23 protein-coding genes are annotated in these 25,715 nt (G+C 66.9%); 5 read left to right on the forward strand and 18 right to left on the reverse strand.

All coding sequences use genetic code 11. The features are described from left to right. Positions 1 to 37 precede the first annotated feature (37 nt). From ACW5F0_RS03880 to ACW5F0_RS03930, 11 genes are all read right to left on the reverse strand, one after another. Positions 38 to 1,765: a complex I subunit 5 family protein gene (locus ACW5F0_RS03880; RefSeq protein WP_456999073.1), complete on the reverse strand. Its 1,728-nt coding sequence runs from the start codon at positions 1,763 to 1,765 to the stop codon at positions 38 to 40. Beyond that, positions 1,766 to 2,107: an NADH-quinone oxidoreductase subunit K gene (locus tag ACW5F0_RS03885; RefSeq protein ID WP_456964704.1), complete on the reverse strand. Its 342-nt coding sequence runs from the start codon at positions 2,105 to 2,107 to the stop codon at positions 1,766 to 1,768. Next, complete coding sequence (locus ACW5F0_RS03890; protein ID WP_456964705.1) at positions 2,104 to 3,045, reverse strand: hydrogenase subunit MbhD domain-containing protein; 942 nt, start codon at positions 3,043 to 3,045, stop codon at positions 2,104 to 2,106. The genes ACW5F0_RS03885 and ACW5F0_RS03890 overlap by 4 nt, the downstream gene beginning before the upstream one ends. Next, positions 3,042 to 3,335: a cation:proton antiporter gene (locus ACW5F0_RS03895; protein ID WP_456964706.1), complete on the reverse strand. Its 294-nt coding sequence runs from the start codon at positions 3,333 to 3,335 to the stop codon at positions 3,042 to 3,044. Before ACW5F0_RS03895 ends, ACW5F0_RS03890 begins: the two co-directional genes overlap by 4 nt. Further along, complete coding sequence (locus tag ACW5F0_RS03900; RefSeq protein WP_456964707.1) at positions 3,332 to 3,613, reverse strand: monovalent cation/H+ antiporter complex subunit F; 282 nt, start codon at positions 3,611 to 3,613, stop codon at positions 3,332 to 3,334. The genes ACW5F0_RS03895 and ACW5F0_RS03900 overlap by 4 nt, the downstream gene beginning before the upstream one ends. Continuing rightward, positions 3,606 to 4,133 carry a Na+/H+ antiporter subunit E gene (locus ACW5F0_RS03905; RefSeq protein WP_456964708.1) on the reverse strand — a complete coding sequence of 176 codons (528 nt, stop codon included), beginning with the start codon at positions 4,131 to 4,133 and terminating at the stop codon, positions 3,606 to 3,608. Before ACW5F0_RS03905 ends, ACW5F0_RS03900 begins: the two co-directional genes overlap by 8 nt. Before the next feature lie 6 nt (positions 4,134 to 4,139). Beyond that, positions 4,140 to 7,202, reverse strand: coding sequence for an efflux RND transporter permease subunit (locus ACW5F0_RS03910; protein ID WP_456999074.1), 3,063 nt, complete (start codon positions 7,200 to 7,202; stop codon positions 4,140 to 4,142). Next, a complete protein-coding gene (locus tag ACW5F0_RS03915) occupies positions 7,199 to 8,308 on the reverse strand; it encodes an efflux RND transporter periplasmic adaptor subunit (protein WP_456964710.1) in 1,110 nt (369 codons plus the stop codon). The genes ACW5F0_RS03910 and ACW5F0_RS03915 overlap by 4 nt, the downstream gene beginning before the upstream one ends. 74 nt (positions 8,309 to 8,382) lie before the next feature. Beyond that, on the reverse strand, positions 8,383 to 9,930 hold the full coding sequence (locus ACW5F0_RS03920) for a YfcC family protein (RefSeq protein WP_456964711.1): 1,548 nt from the start codon (positions 9,928 to 9,930) through the stop codon (positions 8,383 to 8,385). A gap of 57 nt (positions 9,931 to 9,987) precedes the next feature. Then, positions 9,988 to 11,247: an arginine deiminase gene (locus ACW5F0_RS03925; protein WP_456999075.1), complete on the reverse strand. Its 1,260-nt coding sequence runs from the start codon at positions 11,245 to 11,247 to the stop codon at positions 9,988 to 9,990. A 15-nt stretch (positions 11,248 to 11,262) separates the two neighbouring features. Further along, a complete protein-coding gene (locus tag ACW5F0_RS03930) occupies positions 11,263 to 12,756 on the reverse strand; it encodes a basic amino acid/polyamine antiporter (protein WP_456999076.1) in 1,494 nt (497 codons plus the stop codon). A gap of 343 nt (positions 12,757 to 13,099) precedes the next feature. Between ACW5F0_RS03930 and ACW5F0_RS03935 the strand changes: the two genes are divergently transcribed. The 3 genes from ACW5F0_RS03935 to ACW5F0_RS03945 all read left to right on the forward strand — a co-directional run bounded on the left by ACW5F0_RS03935 (position 13,100) and on the right by ACW5F0_RS03945 (position 14,596). Next, positions 13,100 to 13,669, forward strand: a complete 570-nt coding sequence (locus tag ACW5F0_RS03935) for a hypothetical protein (RefSeq protein WP_456964714.1) — start codon at positions 13,100 to 13,102, stop codon at positions 13,667 to 13,669. A gap of 82 nt (positions 13,670 to 13,751) precedes the next feature. After that, on the forward strand, positions 13,752 to 13,988 hold the full coding sequence (locus ACW5F0_RS03940) for a hypothetical protein (RefSeq protein WP_456964715.1): 237 nt from the start codon (positions 13,752 to 13,754) through the stop codon (positions 13,986 to 13,988). A gap of 128 nt (positions 13,989 to 14,116) precedes the next feature. After that, positions 14,117 to 14,596, forward strand: a complete 480-nt coding sequence (locus ACW5F0_RS03945; protein ID WP_456964716.1) for a DUF6491 family protein — start codon at positions 14,117 to 14,119, stop codon at positions 14,594 to 14,596. Positions 14,597 to 14,684: 88 nt separating this feature from the next. Here ACW5F0_RS03945 and pnp read toward each other — a convergent pair whose 3' ends face one another. From pnp to rimP, 7 genes are all read right to left on the reverse strand, one after another. Beyond that, positions 14,685 to 16,793 carry a polyribonucleotide nucleotidyltransferase gene (gene pnp / locus ACW5F0_RS03950; RefSeq protein ID WP_456964717.1) on the reverse strand — a complete coding sequence of 703 codons (2,109 nt, stop codon included), beginning with the start codon at positions 16,791 to 16,793 and terminating at the stop codon, positions 14,685 to 14,687. A gap of 124 nt (positions 16,794 to 16,917) precedes the next feature. Continuing rightward, positions 16,918 to 17,178 (reverse strand): 30S ribosomal protein S15, encoded by a 261-nt coding sequence (gene rpsO, locus ACW5F0_RS03955; RefSeq protein WP_456964718.1) that lies wholly within the window; start codon positions 17,176 to 17,178, stop codon positions 16,918 to 16,920. 177 nt (positions 17,179 to 17,355) lie between these two features. Then, the gene (gene truB, locus ACW5F0_RS03960; protein WP_456964719.1) at positions 17,356 to 18,345 is read right to left on the reverse strand and encodes a tRNA pseudouridine(55) synthase TruB; all 990 of its coding nucleotides are present in this window, start codon (positions 18,343 to 18,345) and stop codon (positions 17,356 to 17,358) included. Positions 18,346 to 18,400: 55 nt separating this feature from the next. After that, positions 18,401 to 18,775: a 30S ribosome-binding factor RbfA gene (gene rbfA / locus ACW5F0_RS03965; RefSeq protein ID WP_456964720.1), complete on the reverse strand. Its 375-nt coding sequence runs from the start codon at positions 18,773 to 18,775 to the stop codon at positions 18,401 to 18,403. After that, positions 18,775 to 21,348, reverse strand: coding sequence for a translation initiation factor IF-2 (gene infB, locus ACW5F0_RS03970; protein ID WP_456964721.1), 2,574 nt, complete (start codon positions 21,346 to 21,348; stop codon positions 18,775 to 18,777). The genes rbfA and infB overlap by 1 nt, the downstream gene beginning before the upstream one ends. Positions 21,349 to 21,445: 97 nt before the next feature. Beyond that, on the reverse strand, positions 21,446 to 22,957 hold the full coding sequence (gene nusA, locus ACW5F0_RS03975; protein WP_456964722.1) for a transcription termination factor NusA: 1,512 nt from the start codon (positions 22,955 to 22,957) through the stop codon (positions 21,446 to 21,448). A gap of 8 nt (positions 22,958 to 22,965) precedes the next feature. Beyond that, on the reverse strand, positions 22,966 to 23,580 hold the full coding sequence (gene rimP / locus ACW5F0_RS03980) for a ribosome maturation factor RimP (protein WP_456964723.1): 615 nt from the start codon (positions 23,578 to 23,580) through the stop codon (positions 22,966 to 22,968). 361 nt (positions 23,581 to 23,941) lie between these two features. On the opposite strand from rimP, the gene ACW5F0_RS03985 reads away from it, so the two are divergent. Both ACW5F0_RS03985 and ACW5F0_RS03990 read left to right on the forward strand, forming a co-directional pair. Further along, on the forward strand, positions 23,942 to 24,505 hold the full coding sequence (locus ACW5F0_RS03985; RefSeq protein ID WP_456964724.1) for a DUF1190 domain-containing protein: 564 nt from the start codon (positions 23,942 to 23,944) through the stop codon (positions 24,503 to 24,505). Further along, a complete protein-coding gene (locus ACW5F0_RS03990) occupies positions 24,505 to 25,689 on the forward strand; it encodes a glutathionylspermidine synthase family protein (RefSeq protein ID WP_456964725.1) in 1,185 nt (394 codons plus the stop codon). Before ACW5F0_RS03985 ends, ACW5F0_RS03990 begins: the two co-directional genes overlap by 1 nt. The last annotated feature ends 26 nt before the right edge of the window (positions 25,690 to 25,715 follow it).

Raw genomic sequence — 25,715 nt, forward strand, 5'->3', positions numbered from 1 at the left:
GATGGAATCGCTCCAGATGGCATTTGCGAGGTGTGCATCAGCCTGTCGCCAACAGCGTCCAGCTGAACAGGGCCGCCACCAGCACCAGGGCGATGCTGGCCGACGGCCAGCGTCGCAGGACATCGTCAGTCCACTCGAACATCCCGCCCACGACATTCCCCAGCGGGACGCGCGCCGGCCGGGCGCCGAGCCAGAATGCGAGCACGCCACCTCCCAGGACAGTGAGCAGCAGCGGGACGATCTCCGTGAGCGCCAGCGGGTTCGACAGCAGGGACCGCGGAAGCGGACCGAACGCCGCGAAGGCGAGCAGCAACGAGCACAGCGCCAGCGCCAGCGCCGCCAATTGCGGGATCGGCGATACGGATTTCTGCAATACGACCGGACCGCCCGACGGCCGCAGCGCGTGCGCCAGCACCAGCACCACGTAGCTGCTGGTGAGCACGCCTCCGGCCTGCAGCACCAGCGCCCACCACCATTGCCCGCTGCCCGCCGCGGCATCAAGCAGCAATTTCTTCGCAAGATAAGCGCCGCTCGGCAGCACGCCCATCAGTGCGATGCCACCCAGCGCGAACGCCAGCACGCTCAAAGGCAAGGCCCTGGCGACGCCAGGCAACCCGGCGATCCGGTCATGGCCCAGCGCGGCGTAGATCGAGCCGGCTGCCATGAACATCGCAGCCTTTGCCGTGGCATGGGACACCGCCTGCAGCATCCCGGCCGGGAGCGCGCCATCGCGGCCGAGATGCCCGGTGGCAGCGTCGATGGCGAGCGGAAACATGAGAAAGAGGTAACCGATCTGCGCGAGCGTGGAATATGCGACCAGGAGCTTCAGGCGTTCCTGCCGCAGTGCGACCACGCTTCCAAACACGATGGCGCCAGCGCCCAGCGCACCAAGCAGTTCCGCTGCCGACCACGTGATCACGCCAGGCATCACGTCGAACCACAGCCGCACCACCAGGAACCACGAGCCCTTGATCACAAGTCCGGAGAGCACCGCGCTGGCCGCGGCCGGCGCGCCTGCATGCGCGGGTGGCAGCCACAGATGCAGCGGGAACAGCGCGGTCTTGGCGAGCAGTCCCGCCGTCATCAATGCCGCCGCTGCCCAGGCGACGGGTTCTGGGCGGATGCGCTCGGCCAGCAGCACGATATCCAGCGTGCCGTAGGCGCCGTAAAGCAGGAAGGTACCCAGCAGGTAAAACATCGACCCCAGCAACGCGAACAACAGGTACCGCAACGCCGCCCGCAGAGTCTCGCCGCGGCCGTCGAGGCAGACCAACGGCACGGCCGCAAAGGTCAGCAGCTCCAGCGCGACGTACAGCGTGAACACGTCACCGCTGACGAACACCAGGTTGAGGGAGCCCCACACCGCCAGCAGCAGCAGCCAGAACGTGAACGATGCACGTGTTTCCTGCGTGCCGGACGGCGTGCCGAAATCACCGCAGGCATACACGCCGATACCGCAGATGACCACCGCAATGGCCACCAGCATCACCACCGACAGTCCATCGGCGCGCAGGACGACACCGAGCGGCGGCGCCCAACCGCCGAGCACGTACACCAGCGCATCGCCGGAGCCCAGCAGCACGTTGGCGATGGCGAGCGCGATGCCAAGTCCCAGCGCCAGCGTCACCAGCGCGACGCGCCGTGCATTGCGGCCGCCCAAGACGAGTCCAACCATCACCCCCACGAACGGCACCAGCACAGCCAGCACCAGCAGCAGGTCGCCAGGCGCTGTCAGGTCCCCCGCCGTCTGCGCCGGGGCCAGCACTTACGCCTCACCATCGGCAGCATCTGCCTTGGCGGGTGCATCCGTGGCGAGCGTGATCGAGCCGGCCTCCTCGAACAAGCGCAGCACCACCGCGACCGCGAGCGCCGAGGCGGAGAAGGCGACCACGATCGCGGTGATCAACAGCGCCTGCGGTACCGGGTCGCCGCCCATCCCTGCAGCCGCTCCCCTGCGCGCGATGACCGCGCACACCAGGAACGTGCCGCTGCCCACCAGGTTGAACGCCAGGATCTTGCGCAGCGGCTGCGGGTTGACGATGAGGCCGTACAGCCCGAGCCCGACCAGCGCCGCGGCGCACAGTCCGAACAGCGTCGGCGCGCTCATGGTGGCGACAACCGATGCGGGGCGCCTGCCAGGAGCAGGGCCAGCGTGATCGCAAGCGATGGCATCAGCGCGACCTCGATCAAGACGATCAAGGGTTTTGCATAGCCATCCGGATAGCCGAGGAACGCACCCGCAGTCAGAACGCCGGCGAAGCCGGTCGCGATGAACACCACAGGCCCGGCCACCAATCCGATCCGCAACCACTTGCGGCTGATCGCAGGTGCGTCGGCGAGACCTGACATGATCACCAGCAACCACATCGCGGCCACGATCGTGGCGCCCTGGAACTTTCCGCCCGGCGCATCCGCGCCTACCCAGAAGATGTAGATGGCAACCACGATCCCGACCGGCGGCAACACGCGCGCGATATAGGCCAGGATGCCGTTGGGATCGGCAGGATGGGCCGGCCCCGGCCGGCCACCCCATACCCGGTTGGGGGCCAGCGACCACACGCCGATCAGCGCAAACAGCAGCACGATCGCCTCGAGCAAGGTGTCCATGGCACGAAACGCGAGCAACACCGCGGTGATCGGGTTGCCGACACCGGTGACCGACATGTTCGCGGCCACCTGCGGTGCAAGCGTGGGGGCGGGATCGGGCAGCATGAGCACGCAGGCCGCCAGCGACGCCGCAACGCCAATGGCAGCGACGGCAGCCAGCACGCGTGTGAACACACCCGGGCCTTCGGCGCGCGCCGCAGCCTGTGTTGCCTGCAGCTTGGATGCAGCACCGATCAGCAACGCGCCGGTCAAGCCCGCGCCGATCGCAGCTTCTGTCATCGCCACGTCTACGGCCGACAGCTGCACCCACGCAAGCGTGAGCAGCAGTCCGCAGGCAATGAAGCTGGCCACCGCGGCAAAGGTCTCGCGCGCGAAGATCGTCCAGACTGCAAGCATCAGGACCAGCAACACCAGGGCGATGTTCAGTACTTCGATCATCGGCCTTGATCCTGGTTTCGTGCGGCACGCGCGATCAGCTGGGATACCGTCGCGGAAGCCCAAAGCACCAGCAACCAGACGACCATGAGCTTGAGCCCCGCCAGCGCGCTGTCGACCTGCGGCAGCAATCCCAGCACCACCAGTCCCAGCCCGAGATTGTCCGCCTTGGTCAGTGCATGCAGCCGCGTGAGCGTGTCGGGAAAGCGCAACAGGCCCACGGTCCCGGCGAGGAAGAAGAACATGCCGGCCGTGACCGCGACGATGGTCAGCAGGTTCAGTGCTGCGCTCATGGGTCCTCCCCCGCTCGCGCCTTGTCGTCGCGCCGCACCACGGCCTTGACGAAGGCGATGGACGCGAAGGCCGCCAGCAACGCCAGCGTCAACGCCACGTCGATCACCGCGGACGTGCCGACCGTCGCGCCCAGCAACAGGGCCGCGATGCCGCCAGTGCCAAACAGCTGTGCAGCCATCATGCGCTCGGCATCGCCCGGTCCGCGCAGGATGCGGACCAGGCCCAGTGCGACCAGCACCACCACGAACCCTGCGGCGCCGAGCAGGAATTCAGTCATGCCCTTTCCCCGCGATGAGTGCCCGCGCAAACAGGCGCTCTTCCTCCCGAAGCTGCTCGATGGCCGGCTGGGTGATGTCCAGGCAGTGATAGACCAGCACGCCGTGCTTGTCACCGCAGGGCACGGAGCCCGGCAGCAGGCTGGTGATGGTGGCAAACGTGTTGCGGCTGAGACCGGGCGGGAAATTCAAGGGGCAATCGACGAAGCCGGGGCGCATCGGCATGCGCGGATCGAAGGCGCGGCGCGCCACGTCGACCCCGGCCAGCACCGATTGCCAGAGGAAGTGCGGCAGCAGCGCAAGCAGTACGCCGAATCGCACGCGTCCCGCTTCGGGCCGCAGCAGCCACAAGCTGGCCCAGGTGGCGAAGACCGCGGCGAGTGCGCCGGCTGCGAGATCGTACGGCTTCGCACTTGGCATCAGCACCAGCCAGAGCGCGAAATACATCGCACCGCGGGCAATCACGACGCGCAGGGGCGCGTTGTCCTTGCGTTCGTGATCGGATGGCAGGTAGGCGCCCATCGCGGATCACGCTGGCTCGGCCGACTGGCGCGGCGGCGTCGGCTCGTTCCCGAACACCGTCACGTACAGCACGGGCAGGAAGATCAACGTCAGCAGCGTGGCCACCAGCAACCCGCCCATGATGGCGAACGCCATCGGCCCCCAGAACACCGTCGGTGCGATCGGGATCAGACCCAGCACGGTCGATATCGCGGTGAGCATCAGCGGCCGCATGCGCGAGGTCGCCGCGCTGACGACTGCGTCCAGAACGTTCTTGCCTCCGGCGCGGTCGGTTTCGATCTGCACGATGAGGATCACCGCATTCTTCGCGATCATGCCGATCAGCGCGAGAATGCCGAGGATCGCCACGAAGCCGAGCGGCCGGTTGAACACCAGCAGCGCGGCGACCACGCCGATCAGGCCGAGGGGCAGCACACAGATCACCATCGCCAGCCGCCGGAAGCTCACCAGCAGGACCATCATGATCACGAGCATCAACAGCAGCATCAACGGCACGACTGCGAACACCGATTCGCTCGATTCGGCGCTTGCCTCGTAGAGGCCGCCGGTCTCGATCCTGTACGGCGCGGGTAGCGTCCCGGCGAACTCCTCGATCTTTGGCGCGAGCTTTCCGACGACCTCATCGGGCAGCACACCACTGACGACATCCGCGCGCACGGTCAGGGTCGGCAGCCGGTCGCGTCGCCAGACCAGCGGAAACTCCTGGTCCTCCACGAACGTCGCGAACTGGCTCAGAGGAACCATCCGCCCGCTTGGCGTGGGTACCTGCAGCGTACCCAGGGTGGAGAACGAAATGCGCTCGTCGTCGGTGGCGCGCGCGACCACATTGACCAGGTAGATATCGTCGCGCAGCTGGGTCACCGCGGAGCCGGTGACGGCGGCATTGAGCACGGCGGCCAGTGCGCGGGAACTCACGCCCAGCTGGCGCGCCTCGTCCTGGTCGATCCGGATGCGGACCTGCCGAGCGGGCTCCATCCAGTCGTAGTTGATGTGCCGCGCGCGCGCATCGGAGCCGATCACACCAGCCAGGCCCAGCGAGATCCGGCGCACCTCGTCCTTGTCAGGTCCAGTGACGCGGTACTGCAATGGCCAGCCGACGGGCGGCCCCAGCTCCAGCGGGGACACGCGCGCGACCACGTCGGGAAACTCTTCGGCTAGGACGTTCTCGAGGGTTTCCTGCAGCCGTTCGCGTGCCTCGATGTCCTTTGCGACGATCACAAACTGGGCAAAGAAGGGATTGGCGAGCTGGACGTTGAGCGTGAGGATGAAGCGAATCGCACCCCGGCCGACGTAGGTGCTGTAGTGGTCGACGTCGGGGTTGTCCTTCAATACGGCCTCGAGACGCTTGGCCTGCGCCTCGGTCGCGTAGATCGAGGCGTTCTGCCGCAGTGTCATGTCGACCGTCAGTTCGGGACGGTCGGAGGCCGGGAAGAACTGCTGCGGCACGAACTGGAGCAGCAGCATCGCCAGGACGAACGCACCGACCGTCACGCCGATCGTCAGCCACTTTGCCCGTATCGCTCCTGCCAGCAGCCGGCTGTAGCCACCAAGCACTTTGCTGGGCTTGGCGTCCTTGTTCGGCTTGGGCGCCTTCAGGATGGCCTTGCCGAGCAACGGTGCGAATACGACCGCACCCAGCCACGACACGATCAGCGCAATGGCGACCACCGCGAAGATCGAGAACGTGTACTCGCCCGCGGAACTGCGCGCGAAGCCGATCGGCACGAAGCTCGCGATCGTGACCAGGGTGCCGATCAGCATCGGCGCCGCGAGTGTCTTGTAGGCATAGGTTGCCGCGGCATCCTTGCTGTCGCCCGCGGCCAGCCGGTTGATCATCGCGTCGACCGTCGTCATCGCGTCGTCGACGAGCAATGTCAACGCGATGATCAGCGCGCCGAGCGAGATGCGTTGCAGGTCGATGCCGACGATGTCCATGACCGCGAAGACGATCGCCAGGGTCAGCGGGATGGCCAGCGCGACCACGGCTCCGGGCCGCACGCCCAGGCTCACGAAGCTGCAGGCCAGGATGATCAGGATCGCTTGCCACAACGAACCCATGAAGTCGCCGATCGCAACGTCGACCGTGACCGCCTGGTCGGCGACCAGTGTCGGCTCGATGCCCACCGGCAGGTTCGCGCGAATGTCGGCCATCTCGTTGCGGACGTTTTCGCCCAGCGCGAGGATGTCGCCGCCATCGCGCATGGCGATCGCCAGCCCGATCGCGGGTTGGCCATTCACGCGGAACATCGGCTGCGGCGGGTCTACGGGGCCGCGCCGGACGGTTGCGATGTCGCCCAAGCGGAAGATGCGGTCACCGGACACCAGGTTGGCCGCCTCGATGTCCAGCTCGGTGTCGAATGCACCGGTCACGCGCAGGAACACGCGCTCCTGCTCGGTCTGTATCACGCCGGCCGGACGGATGATGTTCTGTGCCTGGAGTGCCGAGATGATCGAAGGGAGGTCCAGTCGCAAGCCGGCGAGCCGCTGGGTCGAGAACTCTATGTAGATCTGTTCGTCCTGTGCGCCCAGCACCTCGATCTTGGAGACGTCCGGCAATTGCAGCAGGCGGGAACGCGCGGCCTCGACATGGTCGCGCACCTCGCGGAAGTCGAAGCCATCGGCGGTGAACGCGTAGATGATGCCGAAGGTATCGCCGAAGTCGTCGTTGAAGAACGGTCCGACGACACCACTGGGGAGCGTCTGGCGTATGTCACCGATGTTCTTGCGGACCTGGTACCAGACGTCCGGAACTTCGGAAGGTGGTGTCGACTGCTTGAGATCAACGAAGATCGTCGTCTGTCCGGCGGTCGTGTAGCTACGCACCGTATCGAGATGGTCGGTTTCCTGGAGCTTGCGCTCGATGCGCTCGGTGACCTGCAGCAAGGTCTCCTCGACCGTGGCGCCAGGCCAGGCCGCAGCGACGACCATCGTCCGGAACGTGAACGCCGGATCCTCGCCCCGGCCCAGGCGCAGGAACGACAACGTGCCCGCGATGATCGCGACGATCATCAGGAAAATGACCAGCGAGCGCTTGCCAAGCGCCCATTCCGAGAGGTTGGGGCCGATCACTGCGCGGACTCGAGCAGGCGGACTTTCTGGCCAGGCCGCAGGGCCTGCGCCCCCGCGGTCACCACGACGTCACCAGGCTCCAGGCCAGACGCGATCACCACGTTGTCCGGATCCGAGGACTGGATCTCGATGGGGCGCATCGAGACCTCGCCGGTCTTGGGGTCGACGACCCAGACCGCCGCCTGCTGGTTGGCGCGAATCACCGCCGAGGCCGGGACCTGGATGCCCGCTACCGCATCAAGCGCCAACCGTCCTGTCACCGTACTTCCCAGCCGCATCGCGGCGGGCGGATCGACCAGGCCCACCTTGACCCGGAAGGTTCCGGTGACCGGGTCGGCGCGCGGCGCGACTTCACGTACGCGTCCGACGGCGGTGACGCTGGGGTCGGAAGTCAGCACGACGGTGATCTCGGCATTCTCTGGCGCGTTGTCCTTGACGCGCGCGGGCACGTCGAACGCTGCGTCGCGACCGCCCTCGCGTGCAACCTGGACGATCATCCGCCCGGCCGACACCACTTCGCCTGGCTCCGCACCATGCGCCGTCACCACGCCGGCCACGTCGGAGACAAGCCGGGTATAGCCCAGCCGGTTGTTCGCGAGATCGAACTGGGCCTGCGCCGACTCGACCTGGGATCGGGCTGACTTGCGGTTTGCATCCGCCTGGTCAAACAGGGCGCGCGACACCGCGTTCTGGGCCACCAGTCCCCGCATCCGCCCGAAGTGGTTGTCGGCTTCCACCTGTTGCGCGCGGGCTGCGCTCAGTTGCGCACGCGCCGACTGCAGCCCGCTCTCTTCGTCCTGCGTCTCCAGGCGGGCGACGAGCTGGCCACGCCGCACGTTGTCGCCCACGGCCACGGCACGTTCCACCAGCCTCCCGGAAATCCGGAACGACAGGTTGATCTCGGATTCCGGTTGCACTGTGCCGACCAGCGAAACCGTGTCGCCACTCATGCGCGTGTCGGTAGCCATGACCCGGACCGGGCGAATCTCGGCCTTTTCGGCCCCATCGTCGCCCTGGCATGCCGAGAACAGGAGCACCACGCCAAGCAGCGGCACCAGATTGCGTGGACAGCGAACGAAGCAGCCTGAAGCGGCGAATTCGAACACGGGGTGAACCTCCAGAAGTCATGACGGGAGCAGGCGATACAGACCGCGCCACCCGCAGGCAACTTCGCACGGGTCTACTCGGCGAATTTCGCGTAAGCGGCAATAACACTCGTCGAAACAAGCAGCATTCCCAGCAGCAGCGGCCAGACAAAACGCACGTACTTCTCGTAACCGACCTTGGCGATCGCCAGCCCGCCGACGAGCACGACGCTGGTTGGCGCCACCATCAGTGCCAGGCCATGGGCCATGCTCCACGCCGTGATGGTGGTCGCGCGGCTGACGCCCGCGAAATCGGCCATCGGCGCGAGCAGCGGCATCGCCAGTGCGCCGTGCCCGGAGCTGGACGGGATCAGCACCGCGATCGGAATGTTGACGACGATGGTCAGGAACGTGAAGAACGCCGCCGACGAGCCACTGACCAGGCGCTCCATCGAAAAAAGGATGGTGTCAATCGTCTGCGTGTTGTTCATGATCGCCGACACGGCACCTGCGAGCAGCATCACCATCGCCGGCCCCAACATGTCCGATGCCCCGGCCGTGATCAGCCGCACCGTCTCCGCTTCGCCCATTTTCGCAACGAAGCCCACCAGGACAGACGCGAAGACGAAGAGCATCGCCAGTTGTGGGAACCACCAGTTCAACTCGAACCAGTACGGCTCTGCGTTCGCTACTTCGTGCAACAGCAGGTCTTCGGCCGGGCCGGCGCGCCCGCCGAGCACGCTCGACCAGGGAATGACCGAAACGATCATCAGGCCGAAAGCCGCAATCGTGATCACCAGCACCCACTTTTGCGTGCCGGTCAGCTTTTCATGGATGGCGGTTTCGGCGGCGGCGGGATCGACGCCGGTCTCGGCATCGAAGCCAACCAGCGAGGCACTTCGGTCGCTGCGCACCTTCGCGGCATACCGCAGCACCCAGCCGACCGCCATCGCCGTCAGCACGACCCAGAGCAAGACACGCAGCGCGATGCCATCGCCAATGGAAGTACCCGCCTCGCCGGCGGCGACGCCAATCGAAAACGGGTTCACGGTGGAAGCCATCACACCGACCAGCGCGCCGAGGATGATCATCGCCGAGGTCACCAGCCGGTCATAGCCCAGCGCCGCCATCAGCGGCAGGAAGAGGGCGTAGAACCCGAGCGTCTCGACCGAGAAGCCCATCGTCGAGCCGAGCAGCGAGAACAAGACCATCACCGTGCTGATCAGCAGCCAGCCCTTGTCCCGCAGGCGGTTGGCGAGCGATGCGACGGCAACTTCGATGCTGCGCGTGGCGAAGCTCACCGATATGAACGCGCCGATCGCCATGATGAAGATGATGATGCCGATCTGCCCGAAGATACGGCCGACGATCTCGGTGTCTACCTGGTTTGAAGCAGGGCTGCGCAGGCCGTACACGCCGTTGACCGGCGAAAGCACCAGCTGGTTGACCTTCTCGCCGAAGCTCAGCGTCGAAGGGATCTGCTGGTAGGTGCCGGGAATCGGCGAGCCGTCGGCCGCGTGCTGGTACACCCCCGCCGGGATGAAGAGCACAGCGACCCAGACCAGCAGCGTGACGATGGCCAGCGTCGTCACTGCTCCGGGGAACTTGAAGCCGCCTTTCTTCACTTCGCCTCCCGGTTCCATCCTGGCATTCCCCGCTCGAAGTACCGCGCGGCGCGAAGACGCGTCAGCGCAGTTCGCTCAGAAGTCCACCGCGTCGCGGATGATCGGACACGTCATGCAGTGGCCGCCGCCACGACCGCGGCCGAGTTCCGAACCGACGATGGTGACCACCTCGATCCCCTGCTTGCGCAGCAACGTGTTGGTGTACGTGTTGCGGTCATAGGCGAACACCACGCCCGGCGAGGCACAGACGAGATTGGCGCCGCTGTCCCACTGCGTGCGCTCGCGCATGTACGCCGTGCCACCGGTCTCGACCACGCGCAACTTCTTCAGTCCGAGCGCCTGCGCGACCACGTCGGTGAACAGGCCCTTGTCCTTGTGCAGTTCGACGCCGGACGAGTTGTTGGCCGGGCGGTAGGAGTAGGTCTCGACGTGGTTCATGATGTCGGGGTGCAGCAGCACGCAGTCACGGTCGGCGAACGTGAACACCGTGTCCAGGTGCATCGCGGCGCGCAGCTTCGGCATCGCGGCGACGATGACGCGCTCGGCCGCCTTGTTCTTGAACAGCGCCGCCGCGAGCTGGCTGATGCCCTGGCGCGAGCTGCGTTCGCTCATGCCGATCAGCACATTGCCCTTGCCGATCGGCATCACGTCGCCGCCCTCGACGGTCGCCATGCCGTGGTCCTGGGTCGGGTCGCCCCACCAGACATTGACCTTGCCGGCGAAGTCCGGATGGAACTTGTAGATCGCCGTGGTGAGGATGGTTTCCTCGTGGCGTGCCGGCCAGTACAAGGGGTTGAGGGTCACGCCGCCGTAGATCCAGCAGGTCGTGTCGCGCGTGTACAGCGTGTTCGGCAACGGCGGCAACAGGTACTCGGTGACGCCTGCGGCATCTTTTATGAGCGCCAGCTGCTCACCACCGATCGCTTCCGGAAACTCCTCGGTGGACAGGCCGCCGATCAGCGTTTCCGCGAGGGCACGGTCATCGAGCCCCTCCAGGTAGCCGCGGATTTCATCGACCAGGCCCAGGCCCACCTGGTTCGGCACCACCTGGTTGTCGAGGATCCACTTCTTGCCCTCGGGCACCGCCACCGTCCCGGCCAGCAGGTTGTGCATCTCCACAACGTCGACGCCGCGGTCGCGCATTTTGGTGATGAAGTCGAAGTGGTCGCGCTTGGCGTTCTCCACCCACATCACGTCGTCGAACAGCAGCTGGTCGCAGTTGCTGGGCGTGAGGCGCGCATGCGCCCGACCCGGTGTGCACACCATTACCTTGCGCAGTTGACCGACTTCGGAGTGGACTCCAAATGCGGTGTCTTTACCCTTGGACTCAGTCATGTCTCACTACTCCAGTCAGATGGTGATGCTGCCTGTGATCAGCCCGCGCAGTGCATACACCGCGCCAAGCACGAAGACGGCCAGAACGATCCATTCGGCCGTGGTGAAGAACTGCTTGCCCTGCTCGCGCCGGGTCTTGAGGTACAGCAACGTGCCCGGCGCGTAGATCAGGAACGACAGCACCAGGAACTTCATTCCGCCCGCATAGACCAGGAAGACCGAATAGACAGTGGCGAAGACCGCGACCAGCAAGTCCTTGCGGAGTTCGGCATCGGTCGGGGCATAGGTCTCGCGGGACAGGACCAGCTTGAGCAGGTACGCGGCCGACAGCAGGTACGGCAGCAGCGCGAGGTGGCTGCACAGCGACAGCGCGAAGGTGAAGGCATCGGCCGAGAACAGCGTCGCGAGAAGCACCAGTTGCACCAGCATGGTGGTCATCAACAGCGCATTGGTCGGCACCTGGGCCGCGTTCTCCTTGGCCAGGAAGGCCGGCATGTCGCCCTTCTTCGCGGCGATCGACAGCACCTCGGCGGCCATCAGCGTCCAGGCCAGGTAGGCGCCGAGCACCGATATCACCACGCCGATGCCGATGAAGGTCGCGCCCCAGGGGCCGACCGCCGCCGCCAGCACGCCACCCACCGAGGGCTGGCTGAGCGCCTGGATTTCCGCGCGCGGCAGGATGCCGAAAGCCAGGATCGACACCGACGCAAACAAGGCCAGTACGCCGAGGAATCCGATCACGGTGGCCTTGCCCACGTCCGAGCGCTTCTCGGCGAAGCGTGAGTAGTTGCTCGCGCCCTCGATGCCCAGGAACACGAACACCGTCACCAGCATCGTCGCCTTGACCTGCTCGAACAGGCTGCCGTAGTCGCGCGCTTGGGCGGCCGCTGCGCTGGGGATGAGGTCATTGTGCGCGTGCAGATACTCCTGATACAGGCCGCCCCCGCCCCAAAGATTGGCCGCGAACACGTCGGGCTTGAAGGTGAAGATCACCAGCACCAGGAACAACAGCAGCGGTATGATCTTGGCGACGGTCACGATCTTGTTGATCGCCGCCGCTTCCTTGGTGCCGCGCAGTACCAGCAAATGGAAGGCCCAGATGCCGACCGACGAGACCGCTACCGCGCTGACGGTGTTGCCGTCGCCGAAGATCGGGAACACCGCACCGAACGTCGACTTGATGAGTACCCAGTACGAGACGTTGCCGACGCAGGCGCTGGCCCAGTAGCCGAACGCCGCAGCGAAACCCAGGTACGATCCGAACCCGGCGCGGGCGTAGGCATAGACACCGGCGTCAAGGTCCGGCTTGCGGTTGGCCAGGGTCTGGAACACGAAGGCCAGCATCAGCATGCCCAGGCCGGCAATGGTCCAGGCGATGAGCGCCCCGATGACACCGGTCGCCATCGCGAAGTTGCGCGGGATGGAGAACACCCCCGCGCCCACCATGCCGCCGACCACCATTGCGGTCAGGGTTGTCAGCGGCAACTTCTGCGTGTCGGAAGTACTCATGGTGACTCCTTCTTCAGAACACGGGGGGGTTTCTAAAAGAAGCGACCGCATTGCGCGGCTTCATCACTAGCCAGTCCGTCAAAAGCCTCCAGGGCTTATGCGAACCTGCTGCACCATTACTATTGCTATTGACCCCGTGCAGCCCGGGCCCCTTGACTGCACGGCCCGAAAGTTTCACCTCCCGTGTAAATGCAGCGTGAGGTCTGCGTGAGAATGATGTGTCTTTTCCTTAATGCTTCATGACTACAGGCTGTCCCGCTTGAAAGACTACCGTTGACACCACTTGCGCAGTATGCTCTGGCCGTAGTTGCGGTTTCCTTTCGCCAAAGCACAGGAAATAGCCATGAACAAGTCGCTCGTTAAAACAGCCATCGTGATCGGACTGGCGGGACTGCTCGGCATGCCTGCCCTGGCAAGATCCCAGGTGAGTTCCATTGACTATGGCCGGGTCACCGCGGTCCAGCCGGCACCCGCCAATTCCAGATCCAGCAGCAATACCGGCGCGATCGTCGGTGGAATGATCGGCATGTCCAGCGGCAGGGGGCAGCGGGGCGCCAACCGCGCAGCGCGCACCGCCGCTGGTGCAGGTGTAGGCCACGCCATCGGCAACAGCGGCAACTCGTCCAGGCCCGGTAATTTCTTCACCGTCAGGCTGGTCGGTGGCGGTGACGTGCGCGTCCTGTCCGACCAGGGCGATATCCGCGTCAACGACTGCGTGTCCGTGGAACGTGGCGACTTCAACAATATCCGCCGCGTCGGCAGCGTGTTCTGCGAGACGCCCACAGCGGCTGCGTTCGGCGACCATCGCCGTGAAGCCGACCAGTGCCTGGCGGCACGGCGTGACCTGGAGAGTGCGCGTGGTGATGCGTTCGATCGGGCCGTGGTGCGGGTCCGCGCGGTGTGCGATGACTGATTACGCGTGTTGGCGTGGTCTCGCATCACGTTGATTCACATCAAGCCTGCCCACCGCACCGGGGAGTGAACGCAGTATGAGAATGAGAAGAATCTTCTATATCGCGCTGGCCGTGGGCATCACGGCATTGGTGATTCTCTTCAAGATCCAGAATCTCAGCGCGGTGACCGTGTCACTGTTCTCGGTCAGCATCACCATGCCGACTGCCATCTTGATCTTTCTCGTTTACGTGCTCGGCATGGTCACCGGTGGTCTGGTCCTGACCCTCCTGCGTGCAGTGGTCCACGGTGCGACCCGCCCGTCTCCACAACATCTGTGAGAGCTGCAGGGACCTCGTTCGCGTGCGGCCATGTGGCGAAACCGCATGGCCGCGCGTCAGCCGGTTTGACGACGTGTCCGGACCTTCCCTGACTGTTGCCAGCATCACCTCGATCAAGGGGCCTCGCCATGAAGAAGCTGCTCATAACGCTGCTTGCCGCAATGACGGTCACCGCCTGCACGCACACCGGGGGACTATCCACGCCCGATCGGCTGGCGCTGTACCGCGCCAACGCGGGCGAACCCGTTTCGGGTTTCCAGCACACCAATAACGTGAGGTGGACTGCACTGGGTGATGAGGCCCTGGCAGTGTGGACCAGGAACAATCAGGCCTTCCTGCTGGAACTGGGGATGCGCTGCACGGGCCTGAGCTCCGCCCATTCGATCAGCCTCAGCAATGCCAGAAGGAACATGCCCAGCGGAATGACAAGGCGTGTCTCGGCCACGTTTGACAGCGTGCACGTGATCAGGCCCGGTGGTGGCGGATTCCAGCCCCCTTGCCGCATCCAGTCTATCCGGCCCCTGGACACGCGAGGGCTGGCAAACGACAAGCAGGAGCTCCGGGAGGCGCAGAGCATCGAACGGGAACCCGAGCCCGGCGAGGAATAGCGCACGCGCTTCATGCGCGGCATCCCGGGAACAACGAAAAAGCGGGCCGAAGCCCGCTTTTCCTGTTCCAGCGATGAACCTGCGCGGCTTATTCGCCGACCACGCCCTCGCCTTCCTCTACGGCCTTCATCGACAGGCGGATGCGGCCCTGCTTGTCGACTTCCAGCACCTTGACCTTGACCATGTCGCCTTCCTTGAGCACGTCGCCGACCTTCTCGACGCGCTCGTTGGAGATCTGCGACACGTGGACCAGGCCATCCTTGCCGGGGGAGATGGTGACGAACGCACCGAAGTCCATCAGCTTGACGACCTTGCCCTCGTAGATCCGGCCCGGCTCGACGTCGGAGGTGATCTGCTCGATGCGCTCCTTGGCGGCGCGGCCGGCGGCGGCGTCGACCGAGGCGATCGTGATCGTGCCGTCGTCCTGGATGTCGATCTGGGTGCCGGTTTCCTTGGTGATCGCCTGGATGACCGAACCGCCCTTGCCGATCACTTCGCGGATCTTGTCGGGGTGGATCTTGATGGTGATCAGGCGCGGCGCGAACTCGCTCAGCTCCGAACGCGGCGCGGTCAGCGCGGCTTCCATTTCCTTGAGGATGTGGAGGCGGCCCTGCTGGGCCTGGGCCAGCGCGACCTTCATGATCTCTTCGGTGATGCCCTGGATCTTGATGTCCATCTGCAGCGCCGAGATGCCGTTGGTGGTGCCGGCCACCTTGAAGTCCATGTCGCCGAGGTGGTCCTCGTCACCGAGGATGTCGGACAGCACGACATAGTCGTCGCCTTCCTTCACCAGGCCCATCGCGATACCCGCGACCGGCGCCTTGATCGGCACGCCCGCGTCCATCAGCGCCAGCGACGAACCGCAGACCGACGCCATCGACGAGGAACCGTTCGACTCGGTGATCTCCGACACGACGCGGATGGTGTACGGGAACTCTTCCATCGTCGGCATCACGGCGAGCACGCCGCGCTTGGCAAGGCGGCCGTGGCCGATCTCGCGACGCTTCGGGCCCATCATGCGGCCGGCTTCACCCACCGAGTAGGGGGGGAAGTTGTAATGGAACAGGAAGTGTTCCTTGTACTCGCCGGACACGGCGTCGATGATCTGGCCGTCGCGGGCGGTGCCCAGCGTGACGGCAACGATCGCCTGGGTCTCGCCACGGGTGAACAGCGACGAGCCGTGCACGCGCGGCAGGATGCCGACGCGGCTGGCGATCGGACGCACGGTGTCGAGCGCGCGGCCATCGATGCGGACCTTGGTCTTGAGGACCGAGTTGCGCATGGTCTGGTACTCCTGCTCGCTGAACTCCTTCGACAGGTCGCCCGAGGTCCATGCCTTGGCTTCTGCTTCCGGGGCCAGCGCGTTCAGGATCGCCTTCTTGACGGTGGAGATCGCGTCCTTGCGCTCGAGCTTGTCGCGCACCTGGAACGCGGAGGCGAGCTGGTCGCCGATCGCGGTGCGGATGGCGTTGACGATGCCTTCGTCGGCAGCGGGGGCGCTCCAGCTCCACTTCGGCCTGCCGGCCTCGGCGACCAGGGCGTTGATGGTCTCGATCGCGACCTGCATCTGCTGGTGGCCGAACATCACGGCGCCCAGCATCACGTCTTCAGACAGTTCCTTGGCTTCGGACTCGACCATCAGCACCGCGGCGGCGGTACCGGCGACGACGAGCTCGAGGTCGGAATCCTTCAGTTCGGTGACCGTCGGGTTGAGCAGGTACTGCCCATCCTTGTAGCCGACCTTGGCGGCGCCGATCGGGCCGTCGAACGGCGCGCCCGACAGCGACAGCGCGGCGGAGGCACCGATCAGGGCGAGGATGTCGCCGTCGATCTCGGGGTTCATCGACATCACGGTGGCGATGATCTGCACTTCGTTGCGGAAGCCGTCGGGGAACAGCGGGCGAATCGGGCGATCGATCAGGCGCGAGATCAGCGTTTCCTTCTCGGTCTGGCGGCCCTCGCGCTTGAAGAAGCCACCCGGGATGCGGCCACCGGCGTAGAACTTCTCCTGGTAGTCGACGGTCAGCGGGAAGAAGTCCTGGCCCTCGCGGGCGGTCTTGTTGGCGACCGCGGAAACGAGCAGCACGGTGCCGTCGCAGGAGACCATGACCGCGCCGCCTGCCTGGCGTGCGATCTCGCCGGTCTCGATGGTGACGGTGCGATTGCCGTACTGGAAGCTCTTGGTAACTTTTGCCACGTCTGGAATTCCTTGGTGCGTCTTGCGATGAACCGACCGGGACCCATGCCCCTTGCCGGGTGGCGCGCCTGCGACGCGCCGAAATGAAACCGCGGCGCATTTCTGCGCCGCGGCGGGAGACATATCAGCGACGCAGGCCGAGCTTCTCGATCAGCGCCCTGTAGCGCGCGGCATCCTTGCGGTGCAGGTAGTCCAGCAGGCTGCGGCGCTGGTTGACCATCTTCAGCAGGCCGCGGCGGCTGTGGTGGTCCTGCTTGTGGACCTTGAAGTGGTCGGTGAGCTGCACGATGCGCGCGGTGAGCAGGGCGACCTGGACCTCGGTGGAGCCGGTGTCGTTGTCGCCGCGCTTGTTGTCTTCGATGATCTTGCCGGTGTCGATGGACATTGGATGTTGCCTTTCAGGTGATGCGTGGACCGCAGGAACGCGCTCATGCCGGCCTGGCATGGATGCGCACCACGAGAACCGCCGCTTGCTATGGGAGCGCCAGGTACGGGCGCACGGATTGCTCGGAAAAAGCCGCAGAATTGTAACGCGCGGAGGGTTGCCGGACAAGGCGCGGCCTCAGACCGCGGGCGCTTCCTGGGCGGTGCCGGGCTGGGCGCAGGCCCAGGCGAACATGCGGCGCGGACGCAGTCCGCCCTCGCCGTCCGTGGTCCCCAGGCCGAGCACGCGGCCATCGGGGCCGAACACGGCGACCTCGCCGGCACCCGCGAACACGCCTTCGGCGCCTTGGCCGTACGCGAGGCGCGCCGCGCCCGTGGCATCCACCTCGACCCGCGGCCAGGCGTCCATGCCCGCCTCCAGGGGCAGCAGGCAGGCTTCGAGGCTGCGCTCGCCGCGCTCGGCCAGGGCCTCGAGCTCGGGGAAGGTCCACATCCGCGGATTCCTGAACGGGTCGACCCACAGCCGGCGCAATTCAGCCACGTGTGCGCCGCAGCCCAGCGCCTCGCCCAGGTCGCGGACCAGGCTGCGCACGTAGGTGCCCGAGCCGCATTCCACGCGCAGCCGGAGGATGTTCCCGGGCGCCGCGCCCTGGACGGCATCGATCAGGTCGGCGGCCGAGAGCAAGCTGAATGCGTGGACGTCGACCTCGCGGGGTTCGACCTCGACGTCTTCGCCCCGTCGCGCCTTCGCGTACAGCGGCTCGCCGCCGCGCTTGAGCGCCGAATAGATGGGCGGGCGCTGCATGATGCGGCCGGTCAGCCGCGCCAGCGCCGCGTCGATGGTGGCGATGTCCAGCGCTGGCACTGGCCGCTCACGCAGCAGCTGGCCGTCGGCATCGTCGGTGTCGGTCACCTGGCCCAGGCGCGCGACCGCGTCGTAGGCCTTGCGCGCGCCCAGCAGTCCACCGGCGATCTTCGTCGCCTCGCCGAAGCACAGCGGCAGCAACCCGGTCGCCAGGGGATCGAGGCTGCCGGTATGGCCGCCCTTGGCAGCGCGGAACAGATGCCGAGCGCGCTGCAGCGCCTGGTTCGAACTCGGCCCGCGTGGCTTGTCGAGCAGCAGGATGCCGTCGAGCTTGCGGAACGTGGTTCGGGGGCGCGACTTCATCGAAGCATTGTAAGTGGCCAGCCCGCGGTGCGGGTCACGGTCACACCGTGACGCCCTACTGATCGTCTTCGGACGCGTCGGGAACGTCGGGCAGGTCACGCAGCAGGTTGTCGATGCGCTCGCCGCGATCGACGGAATCGTCGTAGTGGAAGTGCAGCTCGGGCACATGCCGCATCTTCACCGCGCGCGCGAGCCGGTAGCGCACTTCCGGCGCCACCGCCTTGAGGCCCTTGATCGCCTCCGTGGCGCGCTCGGCCTCCAGCGCGGTCACGAACACCTTGGCATGCGCCATGTCGCGGGTGACCTCGACGTCGGACACGCTCACCGACGGCAGGCCGTGCTCCGCCACCGCGTCGCGCACCAGGGTGCCCAGCTCCCTCCGGAGCTGGGCGGACACGCGGTCGGTGCGATGGAAGGACTTCTGCGCCATCAGAGCGTGCGCTGCACTTCGACGCGCTCGAAGCACTCGATCTTGTCGCCGGGCTTGATGTCGTTGTACGCCTTCACGCCGATGCCGCACTCGGTGTTGGTACGCACCTCGTCGACGTTCTCCTTGAAGCGGCGCAGCGATTCCAGCTCGCCCTCGAAGATCACGGTATCGTCGCGCAGCACGCGGATCGGCTTGTTCCGCCTGACCACGCCCTCGACCACCATGCAGCCTGCCACCGCGCCGAACTTCGAGCTGCGGAACACATCGCGCACTTCGGCGGTACCGATGATCTCCTCGCGGATTTCGACGCCCAGGATGCCCGACGCCACCTGCTTCACCTGGTCGATCACGTCATAGATGATCGAGAAGTAGCGCAGGTCCAGGCCGTGGGTGTCGACCACCTTGCGCGCGGACGCGTCGGCACGGACGTTGAAGCCGATGATCGTGGCCTTGGACGTCGCCGCCGAACTGGCGTCGGACTCGGTGATGCCGCCGACGCCGGAGCGGATGATGTTGATCCGGATCTCGTCGTTGGACAGCGCGGTCAAGGCCTGGCGCAGCGCCTCCACCGAACCCTGCACGTCGGCCTTGATCACCAGCGGCAGCTCGAGCTGCTGGCCGCCGCCCATCTGCGCCATGATGTCTTCCATGCGGTTGCCCGCGGCCTGCACCAGGCGCGTTTCGCGGCGCTTGGTCTCGCGCTGCTGCGCGACTTCACGGGCCAGGCGCTCGTCGTCGACGACCACGAAGTCGTCGCCAGCGTCGGGCACGCCCGACAGGCCGAGCACCTGCACCGGGATCGACGGACCCGCCGAGGGCACCTGGCTGCCGGTCTCGTCGAACAGCGCGCGCACGCGACCGAACTCCACGCCGCAGACCACGAAGTCGCCCTTGTTGAGCTGTCCCTGCTGCACCAGCACCGTGGCCACCGGACCGCGGCCCTTGTCGAGCGAGGATTCGATGACGGTGCCGCTGGCACGGCCTTCGGGAATCGCCCTGAGCTCCAGCACCTCGGCCTGCAGGTTGATCGCGTCGAGCAGGTCGTCGATGCCGTCGCCGGTCTTGGCGGAAAGCTCCACCATCTGCGTGTCGCCGCCGAACTCCTCGGACACCACGTCGTGGGCGAGCAGTTCGTTCTTGATCCGCGAAGGATCGGCTTCGGACTTGTCGATCTTGTTGATCGCGACGATCAGCGGCACCCGGGCCGACTTCGCATGCTGGATCGCCTCGATCGTCTGCGGCATGACGCCGTCGTCGGCCGCGACCACCAGGATCACGATGTCGGTGATCTTCGCGCCGCGCGCGCGCATCGAACTGAAGGCGGCGTGGCCGGGCGTGTCGAGGAAGCTGACCACGCCGTTGGGCGTCTCGACGTGATAGGCGCCGATGTGCTGGGTGATGCCGCCGGCTTCGCCGGTGGCGATGCGGGTGCGGCGGATGTAGTCGAGCAGCGAGGTCTTGCCGTGGTCGACGTGGCCCATGATGGTCACGACCGGCGGGCGGGCGGCCTGGTCGCCCGTCATTTCCTCGACGTGGGCGAGCAGCTCGCTCTCGGCGTCATCGGCGTCGGCGCGCACGGCCGTGTGGCCGAGTTCTTCCGTGATCAGCACCGCGGTGTCGTGGTCGATGGACTGGGTGATGGTGGCCATCACGCCCATCTTGAACAGCGCCTTGACCACGTCGCCGCCCTTCATGGCGAGCCGCTGTGCCAGGTCGGCGACGGTGATCGCCTCGCCGATCTCGACCTCGCGCACCACGGGCGCCGTCGGCCGGGTGAAGCCGGTACCGGTACGGGACTGGTCGCGCTGCTGTCCGCGCTGCGGACGCCTGGGGCGCGCAGTGCTGCGGCGCGCACGATCGGCCGGCGACAGGTGCAGCTGGCCTGCAAAGCGGGCCGCGGCGCCCTCGTCGTCCTCCACGCCAGCGACCATCGCGTGCGAGCCGCGATGCTTGCCCTTGGCGGCAGTGCGATCGTCGCGTGCCGGAGGCGGCTTCGGATGGCCGTGGCCGTGGGCCTTGCGCGGCGCCTCTTCCGTGCTCGCGACCGAAGCCGCGGCCTCGGTCTCGACGCGGACGCGTTCGGCTTCCGCCGCCGCCTCGCGCTGCTTGGCTTCCTCGGCTTCTTCCACGCGGCGGCGGTCGGCCTCGGCCAGGCGCTGCTGCTCGTCGAGGTTGCGCTGGCGCGACTCCTCGAGCTTGCGCAGGATCTCGGCGCGCTCGTCGTCCACCCCGCCCGCACCGGCGGGCGCACCGGCGCCGGCCTCCGGCTTGACCAGGGTGACCTTCTTGCGCACGACCACGTCGACGGTCGGCTTGTTGCGGCCGCCGCCCACGGTCAGCGTGCTCTTGCGCTGGAGGGTGATCTTCTTGGGCGCGACGGGATCCATGGCGCCCTGCTCGGCGCGCCCGTGGGTGCGACGCAGGAAGCCCAGGAGCTTCATCTTCTCGGTGCTGGTCACGGCCTGGTCGGGATCGCTGAACGGCATGCCCGCTTCGGACAGCTGTTCAAGCAACTTTTCGACCGGTGTGTTCACCAGTTCGGCCAGCTTGCGGATGGTGGTTTGCTGCGACATTCGGATTCCGGTTCCTTTGGCGTCGGCACTTGCCGCGCTGTGGATGGATCAATTCTGGGTGCTTGCCATGCTCGGGGGCCGTGATGGCCCCGGCCTGTCAGCCTTCGCTTTCCAGGCGCGCGATCTCGCCCGCGCGCGCGGCCAGCACCAGCGCGGCGGCGCGCTCCTGGTCGAGACCCTCGATGCCGAATTCAAGCACCTCGTCGACGGCCAGGTCGGACAGGTCCTCGGCGGTGCATATACCGTGCGTGGCAAGCGCGAACGCGATTTCGTCGTCCATGCCTTCGAGCGCGACGAGGTCGTCGGCGGGCACGTTGTCGCCGAGCTCCTCCTCGACCGCCAGCGCATCGTTGAGCAGGGCGTCGCGGGCGCGGGCGCGCAGTTCCTCGACGATGTCCTCGTCGAAGCCCTCCACCGCCAGCAGCTCGCCGACCGGCACGTAGGCGATTTCCTCGACCGTGCTGAAGCCTTCGGCCACCAGGATGCCGGCGATTTCCTCGTCGACCTCGAGCTTCTCCTGGAACAGCGCGCGCGCCGTGGCCTGCTCGGCCTCCGACTTCGCGGCGACCTGGTCCTGGGTCATCACGTTGAGCTGCCAGCCCGACAGGCGGCTGGCGAGGCGGACGTTCTGCCCGCCCTTGCCGATCGCCTGCGCCAAGCGGTCTTCGGCCACCGCGAGGTCCATCGAGTGCTTGTCCTCGTCGACGACGATCGACTGCACTTCGGCCGGCGCCATGGCGTTGATCACGAACTGCGCCGGGTTGTCCGACCACAGCACGATGTCGACGCGCTCGCCGTTGAGTTCGTTCGAGACCGCCTGCACGCGCGAACCGCGCATGCCGATGCAGGCGCCGATCGGATCGGTGCGGGTGTCGTAGGCGACCACGGCGATCTTGGCGCGGTCGCCCGGGTCACGGGCACAGGCCTTGATTTCCACCAGGCCCTGGCCGACTTCCGGCACTTCGAGCTTGAACAGCTCCATCATGAATTCAGGCGCAGCGCGGCTGATGAACAGCTGCGGGCCGCGCGGCTCGGTGCGCACGTCGTACAGGTAGCCGCGGATGCGGTCGCCGGCGCGAACGACGTCGCGCGGGATGGCCTTGTCCTTGGGGATGAAGGCTTCGGCGTTGCCGCCGAGGTCGACGAACACGTTGCCGCGTTCGACGCGCTTGACCACGCCGGTGACCAGCTCGCCCACGCGATCCTTCCAGGCATCCACGACCTGCTGGCGCTCGGCCTCGCGCACGCGCTGGACGATCACCTGCTTCGCCGCCTGGGCCGCGATGCGGCCGAAGTCGACGTTCTCGATCTGCTCCTCGATGTAGTCGCCGATCTCGACGCCCTCGGCCTCGTCGACCGCGTCCATCATGCGGATCTGGCGGTCGGGCGACTCCATCACCACGTCGTCGGCCACGACCTCCCAGCGGCGGAAGGTGTCGTAGGTGCCATCGGTGGGGTCGATCACCACGCGCGTCAGCACGTCCTGCTCGAGGTAGCGCTTCTTGGCCGCGGTGGCCAGGGCCGCCTCGAGGGCTTCGAGGATCACCGACTCCGGCACGCCCTTTTCATTGGCGACCGCATCGACGACCAGCAACAGTTCCTTGCTCATCTTCTCTATCACTCCGCACGGGACGGCTTCGACGCCGCCGGCTTGTTGTTGGTGTTTTTTTGCTTGCTGTCCGGCTTGGCCTTGGCCTTGCCCGGGCGCGCGTCGCGCCCGGAGGCGTCCTTCGCGGGCCCGTAGCCGAGGGCGACCCAGTCGGGCACCAGTCGCGCCTTGTCGATGTTGTCGGCGGACACCGCGAACGGCTTTGCGTCGACTTCGAAGGTGATCGTTTCGCCCTCGACCGCGCTGATCCGGCCCTGCAGCCGGCGACGGCCGTCCTGCGGCAGCTTCAGGGTCACCTTGGCCTGCTCGCCAAGGAAGCGCTGGAAGTGGGCCGGGGTGAACAGCAAGCGGTCGACGCCGGGTGACGACACCTCGAGGGTGTAATTGCCGGTGATCGGGTCCTCGACGTCGAGCTGGGCCGAGACCTCGCGGCTTACCGCCTCGCAGTCCTCGATGCCCACGCCCTGCGCTTCGTCCGCCGCATCCGCGCCCGGACGATCGATGTACAGGCGCAGCAGCGCGCCGCCGGGCGATGGCAGGTATTCGACGCCGAGCAGCTCCAGCCCCAGCGACGCCACCGTCGGAGACAGAAGCCCAGCGATGTCGGTCGACTTGTCGGCCACGTTGCGTCCTCCTGTCTTGTCCAAATTGCCGGCCGTGCCGGGGGCGAAAAACGAAAAAGGGCCCGAGGGCCCCTTGTCCGATACTGCTGGATCCGGTGCCGGCGCGCCTCGATGCGCACCGCGCGAGCCCGACTCCCGCAACCGAAAAAAGCCTCCTTGGAGGCTTTCCGTCGACCGCGAAAAGCTTGCGGCGGGGCCGGACCTGGCGCCGGGAGGCGACAACGGTGGTCCTGCATGTTCCGCCGAGCCGCTGGAGTATAGGCGCGGGCCCGTCTTCCCGCAAGCCGGCGCGGCGACTGACGCGGCGTGCGGGCGCCATCGGTTAACCTTGGCGGTCCCACGCCAGTTGGTGCAACACTGCATGAAACGCTCCCGCAAGACCGCCCTCGTCCTCATGGGCTCCGCGCCCCTGCTGCTGGTCGCCTGCGCGCAGCAGCCCGAGGTGCAGACCTCGGAAGGCCTGTTCACCTCGGTCGAGGCCTGCGCCACCGAAACCATGGATCCGTCGATGTGCCGCCAGGCCTTCGAACACGCCCAGGCGCAGGCCGATGCGGTCGCACCGCGCTACACCTCCGTGGCTGAGTGCGAGGCCGAGTTCGGCGAGGGCCAGTGCGCCACGCGCCAGCAGGCTGGCGGCAGCTTCGTGGGCCCGCTGATGGCCGGCTTCGTGCTCTCGCAGATGATGAGCGGTCGCTCCGGCGCGATGGCACCCGCACCCGGCGCCGGCCCTGCGGCAGCCACGGCCGGGGCCACGCGCGCGGCTTCACCCGCGTTCCTTTCCAACCAGTCGGGTTGGCTGCGACCGCAGGCCGGCCCTGGCGGCGCCACGGCTCTGGCCCGCACCAGCCTGCAGCCCGACCGCGCGCCGACCGTGCGTCGCGGCGGCTTCGGCCGCGCGGGCGCCGGCCGCAGCGCCGGCGGCTGATGCGCCGCATCGCGATCGAGGCGCGCCCGGACTGGCGCCGTCGCGCCGAGGATTGCGGCTTCGCCTTCCATACCATCGACGGCGCGCCCTACTGGGACGAGACCGCCTACTACGCCTTCGACCTTCGCCAGGTCGAAGACGACATCGAGACGCCGACCGCCGAGCTGCATGCGATGGCGATGGAGCTGGCCGGCGAAGCCGCCGGCAGCCAGGAGCTGATGGAGCGCCTGGCGATCCCGGATGCGGCGCGCGACCAGGTCGCCGAAAGCTGGCGCCGCCGCGACCCGCACCTCTACGGCCGCATCGACCTGGCCTACGACGGCCGCGGCCCCGCGAAGCTCTACGAGTTCAACTACGACACACCGACCTCGCTGTTCGAGGCCGCCTTCTTCCAGTGGGACTGGCTGGAGCGCCAGCGCGAGGCCGGCGTGCTGCCGCCCGGCGCCGACCAGTTCAACGCCATCCACGAGGCGCTGGTTGCGCGCTTCGTCGAAATCGGCGGGCGGATGACGCAGCCGCTGTACTTCGCCGCCGCGCACGACAGCCCCGAAGACCAGGGCACCGTCGACTACCTGCGCGACTGCGCGGCGCAGGCGGGCATCGAGGCAGGGGCGCTGTCGATCGAGGACATCGGCCTGTCAGCCGACGGCCGCTTCACCGCCGCCGACGACGTGGTGATCGCCAGTCTGTTCAAGCTCTATCCGCTCGAGGACCTGTTCGCCGACGAGTTCGCACAGGCCCTGCCCGGCTCTGGCATGCAGCTGCTCGAGCCGCCGTGGAAGCTGCTGCTCAGCAACAAGGGCGCCCTGCCGCTGCTGTGGGAACGGCATCCCGGGCACCCCAACCTGCTGCCCGCGGAATTCGACGATGGCAGCGCATTGCCGCCGGGCTGGGTGCGCAAGCCGCTGTTCTCGCGCGAGGGCGCGAACATCGAGATGCACTTCGCCGACGGCCAGCGCCTGCATCAGCCGGGCCCTTACGCAGGTCCCGCGATCCGCCAGGCACTGCACGCCCTGCCCGCGCTCGATGGCGCCTGGCCGCTGATCGGCAGCTGGGTCGTGGGCGACATGGCCTGCGGCATGGGCATCCGCGAGGACGACTCGCCGATCACCCGCGACAGCGCGCGCTTCGTGCCGCACGCGATCATCGGCGACGGGCGCCGCTCGATGGTGATCGAAGTCTGAAAAGGCAAACGGCGCGTCCTGTTGAA

The sequence above is a fragment of the Luteimonas sp. A534 genome, from assembly GCF_054072805.1.

What these genes read in the sequence shown, in the direction of transcription:
- ACW5F0_RS03900 (WP_456964707.1), bottom strand. Translation starts at nt 3,613, where the DNA reads ATGACTGAATTCCTGCTCGGCGCCGCAGGGTTCGTGGTGGTGCTGGTC.
- ACW5F0_RS03985 (WP_456964724.1), top strand. Translation starts at nt 23,942, where the DNA reads ATGAAACGCTCCCGCAAGACCGCCCTCGTCCTCATGGGCTCCGCGCCC.
- truB (WP_456964719.1), bottom strand. Translation starts at nt 18,345, where the DNA reads ATGAAGTCGCGCCCCCGAACCACGTTCCGCAAGCTCGACGGCATCCTG.
- ACW5F0_RS03925 (WP_456999075.1), bottom strand. Translation starts at nt 11,247, where the DNA reads ATGACTGAGTCCAAGGGTAAAGACACCGCATTTGGAGTCCACTCCGAA.
- ACW5F0_RS03940 (WP_456964715.1), top strand. Translation starts at nt 13,752, where the DNA reads ATGAGAAGAATCTTCTATATCGCGCTGGCCGTGGGCATCACGGCATTG.
- ACW5F0_RS03895 (WP_456964706.1), bottom strand. Translation starts at nt 3,335, where the DNA reads ATGAGCGCAGCACTGAACCTGCTGACCATCGTCGCGGTCACGGCCGGC.
- rpsO (WP_456964718.1), bottom strand. Translation starts at nt 17,178, where the DNA reads ATGTCCATCGACACCGGCAAGATCATCGAAGACAACAAGCGCGGCGAC.
- ACW5F0_RS03990 (WP_456964725.1), top strand. Translation starts at nt 24,505, where the DNA reads ATGCGCCGCATCGCGATCGAGGCGCGCCCGGACTGGCGCCGTCGCGCC.
- infB (WP_456964721.1), bottom strand. Translation starts at nt 21,348, where the DNA reads ATGTCGCAGCAAACCACCATCCGCAAGCTGGCCGAACTGGTGAACACA.
- ACW5F0_RS03905 (WP_456964708.1), bottom strand. Translation starts at nt 4,133, where the DNA reads ATGGGCGCCTACCTGCCATCCGATCACGAACGCAAGGACAACGCGCCC.
- ACW5F0_RS03935 (WP_456964714.1), top strand. Translation starts at nt 13,100, where the DNA reads ATGAACAAGTCGCTCGTTAAAACAGCCATCGTGATCGGACTGGCGGGA.
- ACW5F0_RS03945 (WP_456964716.1), top strand. Translation starts at nt 14,117, where the DNA reads ATGAAGAAGCTGCTCATAACGCTGCTTGCCGCAATGACGGTCACCGCC.
- nusA (WP_456964722.1), bottom strand. Translation starts at nt 22,957, where the DNA reads ATGAGCAAGGAACTGTTGCTGGTCGTCGATGCGGTCGCCAATGAAAAG.
- ACW5F0_RS03930 (WP_456999076.1), bottom strand. Translation starts at nt 12,756, where the DNA reads ATGAGTACTTCCGACACGCAGAAGTTGCCGCTGACAACCCTGACCGCA.
- ACW5F0_RS03885 (WP_456964704.1), bottom strand. Translation starts at nt 2,107, where the DNA reads ATGAGCGCGCCGACGCTGTTCGGACTGTGCGCCGCGGCGCTGGTCGGG.
- ACW5F0_RS03890 (WP_456964705.1), bottom strand. Translation starts at nt 3,045, where the DNA reads ATGATCGAAGTACTGAACATCGCCCTGGTGTTGCTGGTCCTGATGCTT.
- rbfA (WP_456964720.1), bottom strand. Translation starts at nt 18,775, where the DNA reads ATGGCGCAGAAGTCCTTCCATCGCACCGACCGCGTGTCCGCCCAGCTC.
- ACW5F0_RS03920 (WP_456964711.1), bottom strand. Translation starts at nt 9,930, where the DNA reads ATGGAACCGGGAGGCGAAGTGAAGAAAGGCGGCTTCAAGTTCCCCGGA.